The organism is Gilliamella sp. LMG 34359 (assembly GCF_984569085.1).
In genome coordinates, this window is record NZ_OZ474906.1 from 3,172,249 (window position 1) to 3,190,353 (window position 18,105).

The 18,105-nt window shown below is 35.7% G+C and carries 12 protein-coding genes and 1 pseudogene; 4 read left to right on the forward strand and 9 right to left on the reverse strand.

Features of this window, described 5'->3' with window-relative positions; translation table 11 throughout:
- Positions 1-112: 112 nt before the first annotated feature.
- Complete coding sequence (locus AC5LXV_RS14515) at positions 113-1,000, reverse strand: LysR family transcriptional regulator (RefSeq protein ID WP_493466865.1); 888 nt, start codon at positions 998-1,000, stop codon at positions 113-115.
- 514 nt (positions 1,001-1,514) lie between these two features.
- On the opposite strand from AC5LXV_RS14515, the gene AC5LXV_RS14520 reads away from it, so the two are divergent.
- Positions 1,515-1,721, forward strand: coding sequence for a hypothetical protein (locus tag AC5LXV_RS14520; RefSeq protein WP_493466866.1), 207 nt, complete (start codon positions 1,515-1,517; stop codon positions 1,719-1,721).
- Positions 1,722-1,825: 104 nt separating this feature from the next.
- Positions 1,826-2,611, forward strand: a complete 786-nt coding sequence (locus AC5LXV_RS14525) for an SDR family NAD(P)-dependent oxidoreductase (protein WP_493466867.1) — start codon at positions 1,826-1,828, stop codon at positions 2,609-2,611.
- A gap of 430 nt (positions 2,612-3,041) precedes the next feature.
- On the opposite strand, the gene AC5LXV_RS14530 is transcribed toward AC5LXV_RS14525, so the two are convergent.
- From AC5LXV_RS14530 to metG, 5 genes are all read right to left on the reverse strand, one after another.
- Positions 3,042-3,218: a hypothetical protein gene (locus AC5LXV_RS14530; RefSeq protein WP_493445271.1), complete on the reverse strand. Its 177-nt coding sequence runs from the start codon at positions 3,216-3,218 to the stop codon at positions 3,042-3,044.
- 108 nt (positions 3,219-3,326) lie between these two features.
- Positions 3,327-4,700 carry a hypothetical protein gene (locus AC5LXV_RS14535; protein ID WP_493466868.1) on the reverse strand — a complete coding sequence of 458 codons (1,374 nt, stop codon included), beginning with the start codon at positions 4,698-4,700 and terminating at the stop codon, positions 3,327-3,329.
- Positions 4,701-5,437: 737 nt separating this feature from the next.
- On the reverse strand, positions 5,438-6,775 hold the full coding sequence (locus tag AC5LXV_RS14540; protein ID WP_493466869.1) for a hypothetical protein: 1,338 nt from the start codon (positions 6,773-6,775) through the stop codon (positions 5,438-5,440).
- 950 nt (positions 6,776-7,725) lie between these two features.
- On the reverse strand, positions 7,726-9,228 hold the full coding sequence (locus AC5LXV_RS14545; protein WP_493466870.1) for a hypothetical protein: 1,503 nt from the start codon (positions 9,226-9,228) through the stop codon (positions 7,726-7,728).
- A 638-nt stretch (positions 9,229-9,866) separates the two neighbouring features.
- On the reverse strand, positions 9,867-11,894 hold the full coding sequence (metG, locus tag AC5LXV_RS14550) for a methionine--tRNA ligase (protein WP_493466871.1): 2,028 nt from the start codon (positions 11,892-11,894) through the stop codon (positions 9,867-9,869).
- A 244-nt stretch (positions 11,895-12,138) separates the two neighbouring features.
- Here metG and apbC point away from each other — a divergent pair, with 244 nt between their 5' ends.
- A complete protein-coding gene (gene apbC / locus AC5LXV_RS14555; RefSeq protein ID WP_110432774.1) occupies positions 12,139-13,206 on the forward strand; it encodes an iron-sulfur cluster carrier protein ApbC in 1,068 nt (355 codons plus the stop codon).
- Between the two features lie 121 nt (positions 13,207-13,327).
- On the opposite strand, the gene AC5LXV_RS14560 is transcribed toward apbC, so the two are convergent.
- Positions 13,328-14,068, reverse strand: a complete 741-nt coding sequence (locus AC5LXV_RS14560) for an acid phosphatase (RefSeq protein ID WP_493451953.1) — start codon at positions 14,066-14,068, stop codon at positions 13,328-13,330.
- 275 nt (positions 14,069-14,343) lie between these two features.
- A pseudogene (locus AC5LXV_RS14565) lies at positions 14,344-14,697 on the reverse strand (DMT family protein).
- A 192-nt stretch (positions 14,698-14,889) separates the two neighbouring features.
- Here AC5LXV_RS14565 and AC5LXV_RS14570 point away from each other — a divergent pair.
- Positions 14,890-16,056 (forward strand): sugar transporter, encoded by a 1,167-nt coding sequence (locus AC5LXV_RS14570; RefSeq protein ID WP_493446468.1) that lies wholly within the window; start codon positions 14,890-14,892, stop codon positions 16,054-16,056.
- Positions 16,057-16,077: 21 nt separating this feature from the next.
- On the opposite strand, the gene AC5LXV_RS14575 is transcribed toward AC5LXV_RS14570, so the two are convergent.
- Positions 16,078-18,000 (reverse strand): ABC transporter ATP-binding protein, encoded by a 1,923-nt coding sequence (locus AC5LXV_RS14575; RefSeq protein ID WP_493466872.1) that lies wholly within the window; start codon positions 17,998-18,000, stop codon positions 16,078-16,080.
- Positions 18,001-18,105: the final 105 nt, after the last annotated feature.

The window sequence follows — 18,105 nt, forward strand, 5'->3', positions numbered from 1 at the left end:
TATAAAAAGGCGGTTTTATCGCCTTTTTTGTTATTGTTGACTTTATTGAATATCTAAATAAGGCAAATCTGAATTTTTAAACTAATTTAAAACTAAAAAAACTTTTTATTTATCACATTGAATTAGTGATAAACTCAATAAACATCTTAAGTTTAGGAAGTTGCTGTTTATCAGCTTTATAAAGCAAATGAACTTCTCTTGGTGGTGGTAAAAAATCCTGAAGCACCGTGATCAATTTACTTTGTTTAATATATTCATTCAACACTGATTCTGGTAACATCGTGATGCCTAAACCTTCAATTGCAGCTACTGCTAATATTGAAGTATTATTACTTTGAAATGCCCCAGTAATAGCAATATTAATTAACTCATCATTTACAGTAAAAGGCCAGAAATTGTCTTTTTTGGTAGGATTGGCATATTGATAAATTAAGCATTGATGATTTTTTAAATCATTCGGTACAGATGGCACTCCATACTTAGCTAAATAACTTGGTGATGCCGCGAAAATAAGCTGTAAATTATTAAGTTTACGAGCAATTAAACCGGAATCGTTTAATGTACCGATTCGAAATACCGCATCAAAATCATCTTTCACTAGATCAACATAACGATCACTTAATTGAATATCGATATTCAATTTAGGGTAACATTTCATAAAACGACTTATAACAGGAAGCAAATTGAATTGACCATAACTCACAGGCGCACTAATTCTTAATCTTCCTTTTGGCTCTTGACAAAATTGTTGTGCTAACGCTTTGGTGTTTTTAACTTCACTCAAGATGAACACACATCTTTCATAATATTGTTTACCAAACTCGGTTAACCTTTGCGATCTTGTTGTTCGATTCAATAACTTTAAGCCTAAATAATCTTCTAAAAATACCACATATTTGGCGATCATTTGTGGAGATGTATTTAATGAGGTTGCTGACGCGACAAATGAGCCGGTTTTCACTGTCAACACGAAAGCTTCCATACTTCTTAATAGATCCATATTACCAACCCTTAGTTGTTAATAATTCAATTTTGATACCATTTATCATCTTTTATTTTAAGATAATAATATAACAAATTTATCTATTACAACGGAATGACTAGATTAAAAAATTGGCATTGTAGCGACGAAGTTAGTTGATTAGGCTTGCGCTAAATTATTTATCCAGACTAAATATCAAATCAGGTTATGCAGTTCACAAGAGAAAAAACATTATTTAGTATAGCAAGCGGTATAGATTTGAAATTGGCAGTCAAGAAGAGATAATTGATTTAAGTTATATCATTTTTGGTCCTATCCCAACTATCAGTTATCAATTATTAACAATTGCCAACGATGCTTCTCAATAATCGGATCGTGTTTGATGCAATCAATGACTATCTTAATCATGATGAATATATGGAATTATTAGATAGCTATCAAACTATTATCATTAAATTAGCCGGCAAACATCTTTGTAATTCAAACATAGTTAAAATATCTAACACTATTTTTGTGAAAAAAATTTTCAAAGGTGCAAAAAACCAATGATAAAACCAATCAAAGAGCACTCTCCGCTATAGGTAATGATGATTTGATGAAAGCAACAGGATATGAGCTAATTGATCAAGTCGGATTTGATTATGTTGATATAGAAAAGTTATCCGATAGTTGGCGCTTTGAGCGTACTAAATCTGCTTATTGCGTTCCAGTTAATTTTGAACAATTAAACAAGTATTAGCTAAGGCTGAGAACGGAGACGAATTGCTTTATGATTTATGAACAGTCTCAATTAATATTGTGATTTATTGAAATTCAAACAACAATTTTAAAGGTAATTAGAAAATGAACAAAACAGATTTAAGATATACAGTCATTACTGGCGCAAGCTCTGGCATTGGTTATGCAACGGCAATCGCATTTGCCAAACGTAACAAACCATTAATTATTATTGCTAGACGGCAAGAGCAGTTAACGCTACTAAAACAAAAAATTGCCGATTTTAATCCACAATTAGATGTCATTATAAAAATATGTGACTTGTCTTCCTCTAGCAGTGTTCATTCACTTTTTACAGATTTAGAGCCATATTTTATTGAAACTTGGATCAATAACGCTGGTTTTGGCCATTATGGTAGTGTTGGTGAGCAAGATTTAAATAAAATAGAATCCATGCTGCATCTCAACATTGAAGCATTAACCATTCTATCAACGCTCTATGTGCGTAAATACCAGAACCATTCAGATACGCAACTTATCAATATTTCATCAAGGGGGGGATATACTATCGTTCCCAATGCAGTCACATATTGCGCAACCAAATTTTACGTTAATGCCTTTACTGAAGGATTAGCGCAAGAACTTATACAAGCTAAAGCTCAGTTACGAGCCAAAGTTCTAGCTCCGGCCGCAACCCAAACTGAATTTGGAAAAAAAGCCAATAATGTTGATGAATATGATTATGATAAGAGCTTTGCCAAATATCATTCTGCCGAGCAAATGGCCGAGTTTTTATTAGCACTTTATGATAGCGATAAAATTATTGGAGAGATTAGCACGAAGGATTTCTCCTTCACTTTAAAAGATAGTATATTTCCTTATTCAGGAAACCCCGCAGAAAATCAGAAATAAACAGTTAAACAGTGATGATTAAAAGGATTTTGGGGCTTGTTCCCCATTCCTTACTTTTTATGCATAATTTTTTTTCATGGGTCAACCAACGTTTTACGCTTTTGTGGTTCTATCCTTTCAAGATTACATTTAAAGCGTAGATAACCCACTAACTGGGTTTGCGCGAACCCACTTTGCAGACACTTGCGGTGCTCTAGCAAAATCGCCACGGTATGACTTGCTTTTTCACTGGTTCAGTCCAAACACATTAGCGATTATTTGTTTCAGAATAACCCTGCCAAACACACATAACACTTTTCAGTTGTTAGCTAACTACGAAGATGCTAAATAATCTACCCCAACTTGTAATAATCTGGGCGATTTATTTGTATATTAAGCTGTCGCTTTTAAATTAAACCCTATTAACTACTTAACGACATTTAACGATTGATTATAGAGTTAAAAAACGACCTTCAGCAATAAAGTTAACTTTTTTACTTAATAATAGTGTGTCTTCAAGATTCATTTTATATACTCCATTAATATTTAACTCTCTGCGCCACCACTTTTGATATTGTAGGTCGCGCATTTTTTTGTTAATGCCACAAAATGACTTTTTACTACTCACTTCGTCAACACTATTGCCTTTGTAAAGCTATTATTCTTTAGCAAACAAACTCTCTTTTTCCTAATCCCTGCTTCCTTACCAGATGAATTAAGAGCTAATAAATAATAACTAAGGATAGACGCAAAGCCCATAGTCGTTCACAACACTGCGAGTCACATAGCCATGGTAAGAACTAACGATAAATTGGTTACTACCCGTAGCATCGCTCGTCCAAAAATGATTGTAGGGGAAGGCGTTAAAGTTGGCACTGGGATAATTGGACATGTCTCCCCACTCTGTGAAGAACCCTGCACCAATTTGCCGCTGGTATTTATTATTAGGTGACGAGGGTGTAGCACCAACAGCTCCAAGACAGCGAGAATCTGAATTAACTCCCCGACAAGTCGCGTTAGTTAAATCCTTAACCTTAGACAGACGATAACCACCAATTTTTGTACACCAAGCTAATGTACTAGGATAACTTGAATATTCAGTACCACGGTTGACAAACCACTGCTTTAACACAAAACCATACTTGACGATGACATTACCCCGACTATCACGACCAACTAACTCAAATACCTGTGGCAAAGATGGCCTATCGATACTACGTGGATTATTAGAACTCCATTGCCAAGAGTCTGTAACGGCAGGACCAGTTAGGGTGACACGAACACTGGTATTTGTTGAATATGTCATAGTAGCCGTAACGCCACCATGAGAGACTGGTTGCCAATTTAACACTTGATTACTACCGCCTATATCTAAATCAAAATATAAACCATTAGCGCCAGTAGTTGGGAAATTCAAACCATAAGAAGAAGGTGTACTAGACTGGGGAAGAAAACCCTTACTAGAGTCCCATATTGTAGCAGGGCCGGCATAATCACCTGTACCATAAGTCAAGCTAGGTTTAGCAAAACAAATTACTGACGTTGCCTTAGGATTAATATAATAAGTGACATTACTGGCACTAAAACGACTTTCATTAGGTGCACCATAACTTGTCTTTAATGTACCGTTAGTATTAGATAACGTTAGTTTATAAGGTGCTTTACAAATAGACAGCACTTCATTTCGGCTAACGACTTGATTATTTTTATCAACAATAGATAACCTTAAACTACCCGTAGCCGTTATACCATTAACCCCTTGACCATCACCATCATCATCCCCCCAATAATTATAGGGTGATGCAATAAGAGAATTTAATTCGATTAAATTTTTATCAGTTGGTATCAACATACCAATATCTGCAAAACTCTGATCAGGTTCAGGTAACGTAATAGGGCTTTCAAAACTTGAATTATTTCTTGTAGGGGTAAATTTATCTCCATTCGAAAAGGATATCCCGAGTAGACCTTCAGTATTAGTCAAACGGGTGCGACCTCCATCAAAGGTTAAGAAAGGCGCATTACCGTTAATTATATTTGAGGTTTTAGACGTTAAAGCGTGACAAGTATAGGAAGCTATTAGCCCAAACGCTAAAAAGAGACGACACAAGGATCGCGATAAAATTCGCGGAATTTTGTGTAATTTCGGTAAAAAACAAACTCTGGTAAAAGATGAACGATAGGAACTTAATTTTAGCGAAGTTAAATTATAGGTTGTCCATGTTGCGTGTTGCGTGTTGCGTGTTTAACATTATAATCCATTTAGACAATCCTGTCAATTAATATGTTGATTTATTTTTAGTTTTACGCTTGTTACTTAATTTTTAACCGTTTACATTAAACGGTTAAAAAAGTATAGTGACAGAAAAAACACGAAGCAACATTTTTTTTATTTTAATTGTTAACTTTCGTAAAGAACTTACTAAAAAGCTTAAATATCAAAATTTTTTATACCATTAAATTAAATGATAACGGCATATTTAATGCTATTGAAATTAAATATACCAAAGCACATCACCAATACAGCAGCTATTTCTAATGAACAGCAATACACGATTGTCGTTAAATAGATTTATTGTCGCCTTATGAAATAGATTAAATTTTGTAAAAATAATTAAGCAGTCTATACCGTAAATTGATGTCTATTGTTTAATAATATTTACCGAAAAAAGCACCATTCCGCAAAAATAAATCCGCCCCAATTAGAGCGGATGCTTCTCGTTAACTTCACAAAATCGCTTTTTATCGCTGAATACATTAGTGCTATTGCCTTTTTCTTTAGTCTCCTAAGGTTATTTTTCCTATTTACAGCTGTTTACCTCGCAAAAAAGCACCAAGAAATTAACGTTAAGGATAGACGCAAAGCCCGTAAAAGTCGGAAATACTTTGAGCTATTAAACCCGAGTCCGAGTCAACAATAAACTGGCTACTATTCGTTACAACTTTTGCCCAATAATAATGGTTGATAAAATCGGTATTATAGTAATCGCTCACTGAGCCCCACTCCGTAAAGAACCCCGCACCAATTTGACGCTGATAATAATTATGAGGTGACGAAGGTGTAGCACCAACAGCACCTTCACAGCTAGGACCCGAACCAGCTCCTTGACAAGAGGCATTAGTTAAATCGCTAACTTCAGTTATACGATATCCAATATTGGCACACCAAGATGATGTATTAGAATAGTCGTACCTATCAGAACCACGGTTGACAAACCATTGTTTTAACTTAAAACCGTATTTGACGACGGCACTACCCCGACTATCACGACCAACTAACTCAAATACCTGAGGCAAAGAGGGGATAAGAAGATTACCCGGATTATCTATACTCCATTGCGATTCGACAGCGACCGGGCCTGTTAGAGTGACACGAACACTATTATTGGTTGAAGGCGTCATAGTAGCCGTTATACCACCGAGAGAGACTGGTTCCCAATTTAACACTTGATTACTACCGCCTATATCTAAATCAAAATATAAACCATTAGCGCCAGTAGTTGGAAAGTTCGAATCATAAGATGAAGGTGTACTAGACTGGCGAAGAAAGCCATTCCTAGAGTCCCATATTGTAGCAGGGCCGGCATGATAACCAATACCGTTATTCAAGTTAGGTTTTGCAAAACAAATCACTGGCGCTGCTTTAGGATTAATATAGTAGGTTGCACTACTCGCATTAAAACGACTTTCATTAGGAACGCCATAACTTGTCTTTAATGTACCGTTAGTATTAGATAACGTTAGTTTATAAGGAGCGTTACAAATAGACAGTACCTCATTACGGGTAACGACTTGATTATTTTTATCAACAATAGATAACCTTAAACTACCTGTAGCTGTTATACCATTAACCCCTTGACCATCACCATCATCATCCCCCCAATAATTATAGGGTGGTGCAATAAGAGAATTTAATTCGATTGAATTTTTATCAGTTGGTATCAACATACCAATATCTGCAAAACTCTGATCAAGTTCAGGTAACGTAATTGGGCTTTCAAAACTTGAATTATTTCTTGTAGGGGTAAATTTATCTCCATTCGAAAGGGATATCCCGAGTAGAGCGTCAGTATTTGTTGCATGTGTGATACCACCGTCAAAGGTTAGATAAGGCGCATTACCATGAATGATATTTGAAGTTTTAGAAGTTAATGCTTGGCTAGAATAGGAAATTATTAGCGACAAGACAAATGATCCCCCTAAAAAGATCCGCCGTAATAAAAAAGAATGATGCCGAGATTGCGATAAAACTCTCGTAATTCCACGGAACTTCGATAAAAAACAAATTATTGTAAAAAACAGAGGTTGTGAGCATATCCTTATCGCTGACCAAGTTAAATTATAGGTTGTCCATGCTGCTTGTTTAATATTAGAATACATCTCGACAATCCATTAAGTAATATTTTGATTTATTTCCAATTTTACAACACTAATTGGATTTTAACCGTTTACATTAAACGGTTAAAAAAGTATAGTGACTGGAAAAATGCGATGCAACATTTTTTTATTTTTTATTGTTAACTTTCGTAAAGAGTTTACTAAAAGATTGGAATGTCTAACTCATTCATATAACTGAATTTAGGGGGTACAATTTATTCTATGGATCTAGGTTAAATAATCGGAATATTATCCCTTTACAGCAACTATTTTGCATAAAAAGCTATAACAGATTTTTGTTGACTACAGTCATTATGTATTTAATAAAATAGATTATCTTTTTGTAGAAATAATCAGGTAACCTAGACCAGCAATCTGTATTAATTTAGGAATAATATAGAGTTAATAAGTTCAAACAACTTCGCCAATATAGTCATTTTTTAAATAAAGGGGTAATAAAAAGTTGTTGTTAATTACATTCATTTTGCAATTTATAAAATAGGATATCTTTTTATAAAAATAGTCAAAAACCCTATACCGTCAGCCGATGTTTATTGATTAAAAATTTTCACCAAAAAACACCTTTCCTCAAAAATAAATCCGCCCGATTAGAGCGGATGGTTCATGCTAACGTTTATAAATCGCTTTTTATCGCTCACTTCGTTAACCCATTATCTTTAAAAGGCAATTATTCTATAGCTAACTAACTCGATTTTTCCTATCCTCAGAGCCTTTACCCAAGGACTAAGAAATAAGCGCTAAGGATAGACGCAAACCCCGTGAAAGCTTCCGTTAGTCGCCGTAAACTTCGACACTTGACCTGTATGCGCTACAACGCGCAAATTCGTTGGATCACTCGCCCAATAGTAATAGTGGACGAAGTTGGCACCCTTGTAAGAAACGGGTCTGGGCCACTCTGAGAAGAACCCGGCTCCAATGGTACGCTGAAAATGATTGCCTGATGACGAAGGTGTAGCACCTAAATTATTATAATTAGCATTAGTTAAATCCTTAACCTTAGATAAACGATAACCAATATTAGTACACCAAGATGACATACTAGCATGAGTGTACTTTTTATCACCGCGATTCACAAACCACTGCTTTAACACAAAACCATACTTAAGGACTTCATTATTATTACTGTCAAGACCGACTAACTCAATTACCTGAGGCAAAGAAGGTTTATCGATATTACCCGGGTTATCTAAACTCCATTGCGAGTCTTTCGCGACTGGGCCAGTTAATGTGATCCGAACACTATCCCGTTTTGAATTGGTCATCGTTGCCTTAATATCACCATTAGCTGAAACCGCCTTCCACGTTAAAGGTTGAGCTACACCACCTATATCTAAATCAAAATATAAACCATTAGCTCCCGTAGTAGGGAAATTTGAATCATAAGACGATGGCGTAACTGACTGGGGAAGAAAACCATTACGAGAGTTCCATATGGAAGCTGGACCTGCATATTTACCTGCTGAAAAACTATCACTCATGGCAGGTCTAACAAAACAAATCACTGGTACTGGCTTAGGATTAATATAATAAGAGACCTTACTCGCACTAAAATGACTTTCATTAGGCACACCATAACGTGTTTTTAATGAACCACTAGTAGTAGATAAGGTTAATTTATAAGGTGCTTTACATATCTCTAACTTCGTATCGCGAGCAACTGTTTGATAATTTCTATCTACAATGGATAAGCTTAAACTACCGGTAGTAGTAATACCATCAATCCCCTGACCATCACCATCATCATCCCGCCAAAAATTATAAGGAGGACCAATAAGTGAACTTAATGCAATAGAATCTGTGTTCGTTGGTACCAACATATGAATATCCGCAAAACTCTGACCTGCGACAGGTAAAACGATAGGATTGCTTTTTGTATTACCGGATGAGGGAGTGAATGCGCTACCATCAGAAAGGGATATCTCGAGCAAACTTTTGGTGTTTTTCGCATGGGTACGACCACCATCGAAGGTTAAATAAGGCGCATTGCCATTAATTATATTCGTAGTTTTAGAGGTTAAGGCAAGGCTAGAATGGGAAGTTATTAACAATAAACCAAATAGTAATCCTAAAAAGATCTGCTGAAATAAAACACAACGATCTAACGATCGTGATAAAACTCGCACGATTCCGCAAAATTTTAATAAAAAATAAATTGGAGTGAAAAATAAAGGTTGTAAACTTAACTTAGCTGAATTTAAATTATAGGTTGTCCATGTTAGGGGGTGGAAATTATACTCCATTCTGACGATCCTGTCAAATAACTCTATGTTTAATTTATATTTTATGACTTTGGGCGACTAAACTATAGCCGCTAACTTCCTTTAAAATATTAGGAATATTAGGATAGTATAAAGATCGAAAAAAATCTCCACAACCTATTTTCTTCGCTTAACTGTTAACTTTCCTAAACAAAAATACCTAAAGATGAGAATGTCTAAACTTTTTAGATCTCAAAATTAAGAGGACTATCAAGTCATAATTACATTTTTACCAAATTCATTAAGATAATTTTCGCAACTGAATCTTCTGTTTTTTAACAGTTCCAGTGAATATATATCCACTATTAATCAGTTGTTAGATAAGTATTATTTTTTGGATGTTGGCTAAATCGAATTAAGGAGACTTGGATTGTAAATTATTTGATGTTTTTTTAGGTGGTTGAGTTAACCATTAAGGAAAGTTTATTCAATAAAATCGGCAAAGATTTACTTATTTATTTGCAGATGTAAGTTTTATTCTGTTCTTGTTACATAGTTACTATTTGTTATTAATCTTTGCTATTATAGAGTTTTTTGAATATTTTCATCTTCTTTTCTTATAGGCATCTTAACATATCAGCTTTATTAAGATGCCCTTTTTAAGGATTAAGAAAAGCGCGTTAAGAGATACGCATACCTGGTTTAGCACCACTATCAGGTGATAATAGATAAACACCTTCATTGTCATCTTTACCGCTAGCACAAAGCACCATACCTTCTGAAATACCAAAACGCATTTTTCGCGGAGCTAAGTTAGCAATCATAATGGTTAAACGCCCGATTAATACTTGCGGATCTGGGTAGTATTGTTTGATACCGGAAAAGACGTTTCGGGTTTCATCGCCAATATCTAGCGTTAATTGCAATAATTTATCCGAGCCTTCAACAAAACTAGCGTCTTTGATTAAGGCAACGCGCATATCAACTTTAGCAAAATCATCAAAATTTATGGTTTCAGCTATTGGTTCGGCTAATTTTTCTTTTACAGATGTGCCTGATGCTGCTTGCTGTTTAGTTTCTTCAATCATGGCAGTAATTTTGTCCATATCAATTCGGTTAAATAATGCTTTAAAACTGTTAATATTATGACCTGTTAAGGCTTTATCAATTGTATGCCATTCTAATTGACTATTTAAAAATGCTTCACTACGTTCAGCTAATGCCGGAACGATAGGTTTTAAATAGGTCATTAAAATGCGGAATAGATGAATACCCATTGAACAAATATCTTGTAATTGCTGATCTTGCCCTTCCTGTTTAGCAACCATCCACGGCGCTTTTTCATCAATGTAGCGGTTAGCTTCGTCAGCTAAAGCCATAATTTCACGTACCGCTTTACCTGACTCTCGTTTTTCAAAAGCATCAGCAATAACTTGCGATTTTTCCACAAATAAGGCGTAAAGTTCTGGTGCAGCAATATTATCAGATAATTTGCCGTCGAATCTTTTACTAATAAATCCAGCCGAACGCGATGCAATATTAACCACTTTATTAACCAAATCACTATTAACTCGTTGAACAAAATCTTCAAGATTAAGGTCAATATCATCAATATGTGGTGACAATTTAGCGGCATAATAGTAACGTAAACAATCTGGATCCAGATGTTTTAGATAGGTACTTGCTTGAATAAAAGTACCACGAGATTTTGACATTTTAGCGCCATCAACGGTTACATAACCGTGTACAAAAATATTTGATGGTTTGCGATGTTCACTACCATCTAGCATTGCTGGCCAAAACAAACTATGGAAATAAACAATATCTTTACCAATAAAATGATAAAGCTCGGTCGTTGAATCTTTATTCCAGAACTCATCAAAAATCGTTTTATTATTTTTGTTGCAATAGTTAAGGAAAGATCCCATATAACCAATCGGTGCATCTAACCAAACATAAAAATATTTACCCGGTGCGTCTGGAATTTCAAAACCAAAATAAGGGGCATCACGGCTGATATCCCACGGTTGTAGACCTGCTTCAAACCATTCTTGCATCTTATTAGCAACTTGTTCTTGTAATGTGCCTGAACGTATCCACGTTTGTAACATCGTGGCAAACTCAGGTAAATCAAAGAAGAAATGCTCGGATTGTTTCAAAATCGGGGTTGCGCCTGATACGACTGATTTAGGATCAATAAGATCAGTAGGATTATAAGTCGCGCTACATACCTCACAATTATCGCCATATTGGTCTGGTGCTTTACAACGAGGGCAAGTACCTTTTACAAAACGATCTGGTAAAAACATCTGTTTTTCGGGGTCAAACAGTTGTGAAATAACCTTAGTTTTAATATAACCATTCGCTTTTAAACGTTTATAAATTTGTTCTGATATTTGACGATTTTCAGGACTATGGGTTGAGTGATAGTTATCAAAACTAATGTTAAATCCGGCAAAATCGCGTTGATGTTCGATTTTGACTTCAGCAATCATCTCCTCAGGTGTGACCCCTAATTGCTGAGCTTTGAGCATAATCGGCGTTCCATGCGCATCATCGGCACAAATAAAATAGATCTCATTACCGCGCATACGTTGATAGCGTACCCATACATCAGCTTGAATATGTTCAAGCATATGACCTAAGTGAATTGAACCATTTGCATAAGGGAGCGCACAAGTCACTAATATTTTGCGTTGAGTTGTCATGTTGAATTATTACCTTTAATTACATAATGGCAGAAATAGTACATCAATCGTGTGATTATCGCTAGATTTATGCCATAATTTGATTAAATTTCTTTATATAGTCAATCAATCTTATAGCTGTTATATCTGATTGTTGAACGAAAAAGGTAATTTTGTCATTTATTATCCATTAAAGATATTGATAATATCTATTACAAATTGAAGTAAAATAAATAATTTATAGCAATAATCAAGGCAAATTTCCATGCAAGCAAAGATAATTCTTGAGAATTTTAATCATCCAACATTACAAAAAAACTTGATTGAACTAGGCGCAGTGACTCAATGTGAGCTGATAGATCACCAACTGCTAATAAGCTTAGTTATGCCTTTTGCTTGGCAGACCGGCTTTGAAGACCTTAAAGCTACAGTTACCCCCCAATTGCTTCAATTAGACGGTGTTGACAAGGTTAATTGGAATATTCAATATAATATTGCCACATTAAAGCGAGCAAATAATCATCATCCTATTAAGAATGTTAAAAATATTATTGCAGTGAGTTCCGGTAAAGGTGGTGTTGGTAAATCATCAACAGCGGTCAATTTAGCTTTAGCATTACAAAAGCAAGGTGCAAAAGTTGGGATATTAGATGCGGATATTTATGGACCGTCCATTCCAACCATGCTTGGTACCGAAAAAGAGCAACCATTAACGCCAGATAATAAACATATGTCTCCGATTATGGCCTATGGCCTTGCTAGTAATTCTATCGGTTATTTAGTTGATGCTGACGGCGCGATGGTGTGGCGAGGACCAATGGCTAGTAAAGCATTGTGTCAGATTTTAGAAGATACGCTTTGGCCAGAGCTTGATTATTTGGTTATGGATATGCCACCAGGAACAGGAGATATTCAATTAACGCTTGCCCAAAACGTTCCTGTCACAGCAACAGTTATTGTAACTACTCCGCAAGATATCGCATTAATTGATGCTAAAAAAGGAATCATTATGTATAACAAAGTTAATATCCCAACTCTGGGGATTATTGAAAACATGAGTTATCATATCTGTGAAAATTGTGGACATCATGAAGCGATTTTTGGTGAGGATGGCGCAAAACATTTGGCTGAAAAATACCAAACTCAATTACTTGGCCAAATTCCCCTGCACCGTCTATTACGCCAAGATTTAGATTCTGGTAAACCGACGGTTATTAACCATCCTGATAGCGAATTCACCCAATTATACTATAAAATTGCAGCCCAAGTCGCTAGCCAACTTTATTGGCAAGGCGAAACCATTTTACCTGATATTTCGTTTAAAACTTTATAGTGCAGATCTATATTGGTTGTTAAGATTTAACAACCAATATAATTAAGTTGGCAAGTTCTACATTATTGCTCTGTGATTACTAAATCTGTGGTTATTGAATATAGAGTAATTAAATCTATAATTACTTAAATTTTTTCAACTCAGCTTTTGCTTTGGCTAATTGTGCGATAAATGCTGAATTAGTATGTAATTGGGCAACAACCGCTGCTGCCATCACTTTTGCAGCATCCACATCACTTTGCCAATGATAACCACAGATAACACGACTTTCGCCAATGTCATAACCTCGTTTCAAAATTTGATTTTGACGCGCAGGGTTGATCTCAGCTAAGACCAAAGCTATAGCAAATCCCATTGTAGTGTGACCTGAAGGATATGAACCATTAGTGGATAGTGTTTTTTCGTCCTCAGGTCGGCAAGTTGGTTCATTAAAAAATGAAAATGGCCTGATTCGATTATAATGCTGTTTTGCAGAGCGGGTAGCAAGATCACCGGCATCTTCTTTCATTGTGGTAATAAGTTTATAAATTTCTGGTGAATTACTAATCGAAATTTCATACCCAAAAGCGGGAGAAAATTGCTTGGTAACATTATCTTTACTCGAATCAGCATCAAGATAAGCTTGTTTGCCCCGTTCAGTATTACGCATCGATTTTCCCCAATCATACATGGCTTTATCTTTTAAAAAATCGACACTATTAAAGGCTGGTGGTGGAGGTAACAACAGCAAACTGTCCGGCGCCTGTTCTAGTTTAAGATAAAAATCGTTTGGATCGGTAGTGACATCTTTAGCTTCAATCGCATAAGTACTAAAGCAAAATAATATAGATATAAAAAACGAGCTGAGAAACTTGTTACACATATACGCCTCCTTAAATACTATTTTAAACAACAAAAACAATTTCACTAAATAGAGCAAATAAAGAAATTACAAGTTCTGGCACGTATAATTTATTTATCAGTAATCTATAAATGTTAATTTAGTTCATAATAAAACAGTTATGATTACTGACCAAAAACCTATTTATTATTCTATGATTAACCTCACAATAATATTTAAAAACTATTGTTTTTTAGGAAAAATAATTATTGGTTGAATGGGTAAAATATAATAAGTTCATAAACTGAATATTTATGTTAGGCAATAATTTTATCTTTAAACATAAAAAAAACTGCACCGAGTAAACATAGTCCAGCCCAAATATAATCGGTTTTGAACGGTTCTTTTAAGATGTAAATTGAAAAGGGAATAAATACTGACAAGCTGATCACTTCTTGAATAATTTTTAATTGCCCTGCGCTGGCAACTTGAAAGCCGATACGGTTTGCCGGCACTTGTAGCAAATACTCAAAAAAGGCAATCCCCCAACTAATAAGCACCGCTAAAATCCAAACTTGATTATGCATAAAACGCAAATGTCCGTACTAAGCGAACGTCATAAAAATATTACTACAAGTAAGTAGACAAACAGTAATGAGAAGTTGATTCATAATAGTTAATTGAACGATTTATTATAGGTTGTAATAGTATATACTCTTATCGATTCACTCAGCAAAATGGTTGAATGATTTAATTTAAAAATAATTAAATTAATCGTGTTATTTATTTATCTTCGCTGTTTGATAGTAAAATAGATTCAGCTATAATTACACTATTAAATCTCTATTCCCTCTATAACTTTAATCATGAATAATGCCAATAAACGGTCTCGAATATGGTCATCGATTCTTTGCCTTGCTTTTGCAGGTTTTATTTTCAATACGACTGAATTTGTTCCCGTTGGATTACTGCCCAATATTGCTGAAAGTTTTTCGATGGATGTCGCACATGCCGGGCTATTATTAACTATTTATGCTTGGGCAGTATCGTTATTATCTTTACCGTTAACGGTATTAACTTCAAAAATGGATCGGCGAAAACTACTGATATTTTTGTTTTGTCTATTTATCGGTAGTCATATCCTTGCAGGTTTTGCTTGGAGTTTTTACAGTTTAATGGTGGCAAGACTTGGTATTGCTTGCGCACATGCGGTATTTTGGGCCATTACCACACCTTTAGCTGTTCGTTTAGCACCCAATGGCAAAAAAGCTAAAGCTATGGGCTTTATCGTGGTTGGTACTTCTATGGCAACTGTTTTAGGGATTCCAATTGGAACCATGATCGGACAACTTGTTGGCTGGCGAATAACCTTTTTATGTATTGGTTTTATTGCCTTTTGTGTCATGTTGTCGCTACTTTATTTGTTACCATCAGTACCAAGTTTAAATAAGATTTTAATCAAAGATATTCCTAAAGTACTCAAACGCCCAGTATTACTAAATATCTATTTGCTAACCGCAATTATAATAACTGGTCATTTCACAGCTTATACTTATATTACGCCATTTATGCTCAATGTTGGCGGTTTTAGTGAGCATGTTGTCGTTAGTCTGTTATTAGCTGTTGGTTTCTCAGGTATGATTGGCAGTGTCATTTTTGCCAAATATGCTGATTCACATCCCATCGCAATATTTGTGATTCCGGCATTATTATTATTGACCTGCTTGTTATCACTTTATGTTTGTTCTTTCAGCCTAATTACCGCAATATTACAAGGTATGGTTTGGGGGCTAGCCATTACTATCATTAGTATGGTGATGCAAAGTAAAGTCATTGATGCTGCCCCTGACGCTGCCGATATTGCAACCTCGGTTTATTCGGGCATTTATAATATCGGTATCGGTGGGGGAGCTTTTGTTGGTAGCCAAGTATTGGTTTATTTATCCACACATTACATTGGCTTTGTCGGTTCTGTTTTTGTGACTATTGCCCTAATGCTCTTTTACCTTCTTTCCAGAAGAACTTGGTAAATAAGCGCTCACATTGAGCGCTTATTGACTTAATGCTTCAAGCTGTTCCCAGCGTTCAAAGACGGCTTCAAGTTCCGCTTCTTTATCAGTTAAAGATTGCAGTATTGGACTGGTTACTTCATGAGGTTGATTGAAAAAGTCACTACGGCCAATTTGTGCTTGTAAATCGGCAATAGCTGTTTCAAGCTCCTCGATTTTATGCGGTAACTGAGTAAGTTCGCGTTGTTCATTATAGCTTAACTTTACCTTCTTTTTAATTACTGGCGTGGCGCTTGAGCTATTTATGGTGTCAGTTTTAGCCGATTCATTGATTTTGTTAGTAGCTACTTGCTTATTAACCGGTTTAGCTTGCTGTTGCTGCTGCAATGCATCGGTATAACCACCAGCATAAATACCAATTCGCCCCTGCTCTTCAAAAAACCAGCATTGGGTAACTACGTTATCGACAAATTGCCGATCATGGCTAACGAGTAAAACCGTTCCTTGATAATCGTTAACAAGTTCTTCTAATAGTTCCAACGTTTCAATATCAAGGTCATTAGTTGGTTCATCAAGCACTAATAAATTACTTGGTTTTAAAAAGAGTTTTGCTAATAATAAGCGATTTCGCTCGCCACCAGATAGCGCTCTGACCGGCGTTCTAGCGCGTTTTGGTGGAAAGAGGAAATCTTGCAAATAACCAAGTACATGTCTTGAGCGACCATTTACCATCACCTCTTGCTTACCTTCTGCCAGGTTATCCATAACCGTTTTTTCAGGATCAAGCTCTAATCGATACTGATCAAAATAAGCCACTTCAAGTTTGGTTCCGCAATGAACACTGCCGGAAGTCGGTGCTAAACTGCCTAACATCAGTTTTAATAATGTGGTTTTTCCAATACCATTTGGACCAATCAAAGCAATTTTATCACCGCGTAAGACTTGTACCGTGAAGTCCTTGACTAAGACTTTATCATCTATCTGATAACTGACATTATCCAACTCAAAGACAATTTTACCTGAACGCAGTGCTTCTTCGATCTGCATTTTTGCATTGCCCATAACTTGACGACGCTGTGAATACTCTTGCCTCATCGCTTTTAATGCTCTCACCCTACCCTCGTTACGAGTTCGACGAGCTTTAATACCTTGACGGATCCACACTTCTTCTTGGGCGAGCTTTTTATCAAATTCGGCATTTTGTAACTCTTCAACACGCAGAGCTTCTTCTTTACATAACAGATAACTGTCATAATCCCCACCCCAAGAGGCAACCTTACCACGATCTAAATCTATAATTCGCGTCGCCATTTGGCGTATAAAAGATCGGTCATGTGATATAAATACAATGCTGCCATTGAAGCTTTTTAGAAACTCTTCCAACCATTTTATGGTATCGATATCTAAATGGTTAGTTGGTTCATCAAGCAATAGTACTGATGGCTGGCAAACGAGTGCTTTAGCTAATGCCGCTTTACGCAGCCAACCACCGGATAATGATGAGAGCAACGCATCGCCATCTAATGACAGTGAAGAAATAACATTACGAATCCGATTATCCAACTGCCAACCATTTTGGTGATCAAGCTGTTCTTGCATTTTAGCTAATTTCGATAAATTACTTTCACTGGGATCCGCTTCAACCAGATGTGACAATGCATAATAATCTTTTAACAGTTGAGCTTGTTCTTTTAACCCTTCCGCCACAAAGTCAAATACATTACCTTGAATATCGCGAGGTGGATCTTGCTGTAATCGAGAGACAATTACGTTGTTTTCATAAACAATCTGCCCTTCATCCAACGGAACTTCTTTGTTAAGAACTTTTAACAGAGTCGATTTGCCGGCACCGTTACGACCAACAAGACAGACTCGCTCGTTGATTTCAATCGACATATCGATATGGTCAAGAAGTGGCGCATCACTAAATGACAGATAAGCATTGGTAAGATTTATTAATGACATATTTTTTATTTGGATATTAAATAATAAGGCGTTATTCTATCATAAAGTTGCTATTGGCAACCAAAATCAATTATCAAAGATACAATTAACTGCTCTTAACAGCGA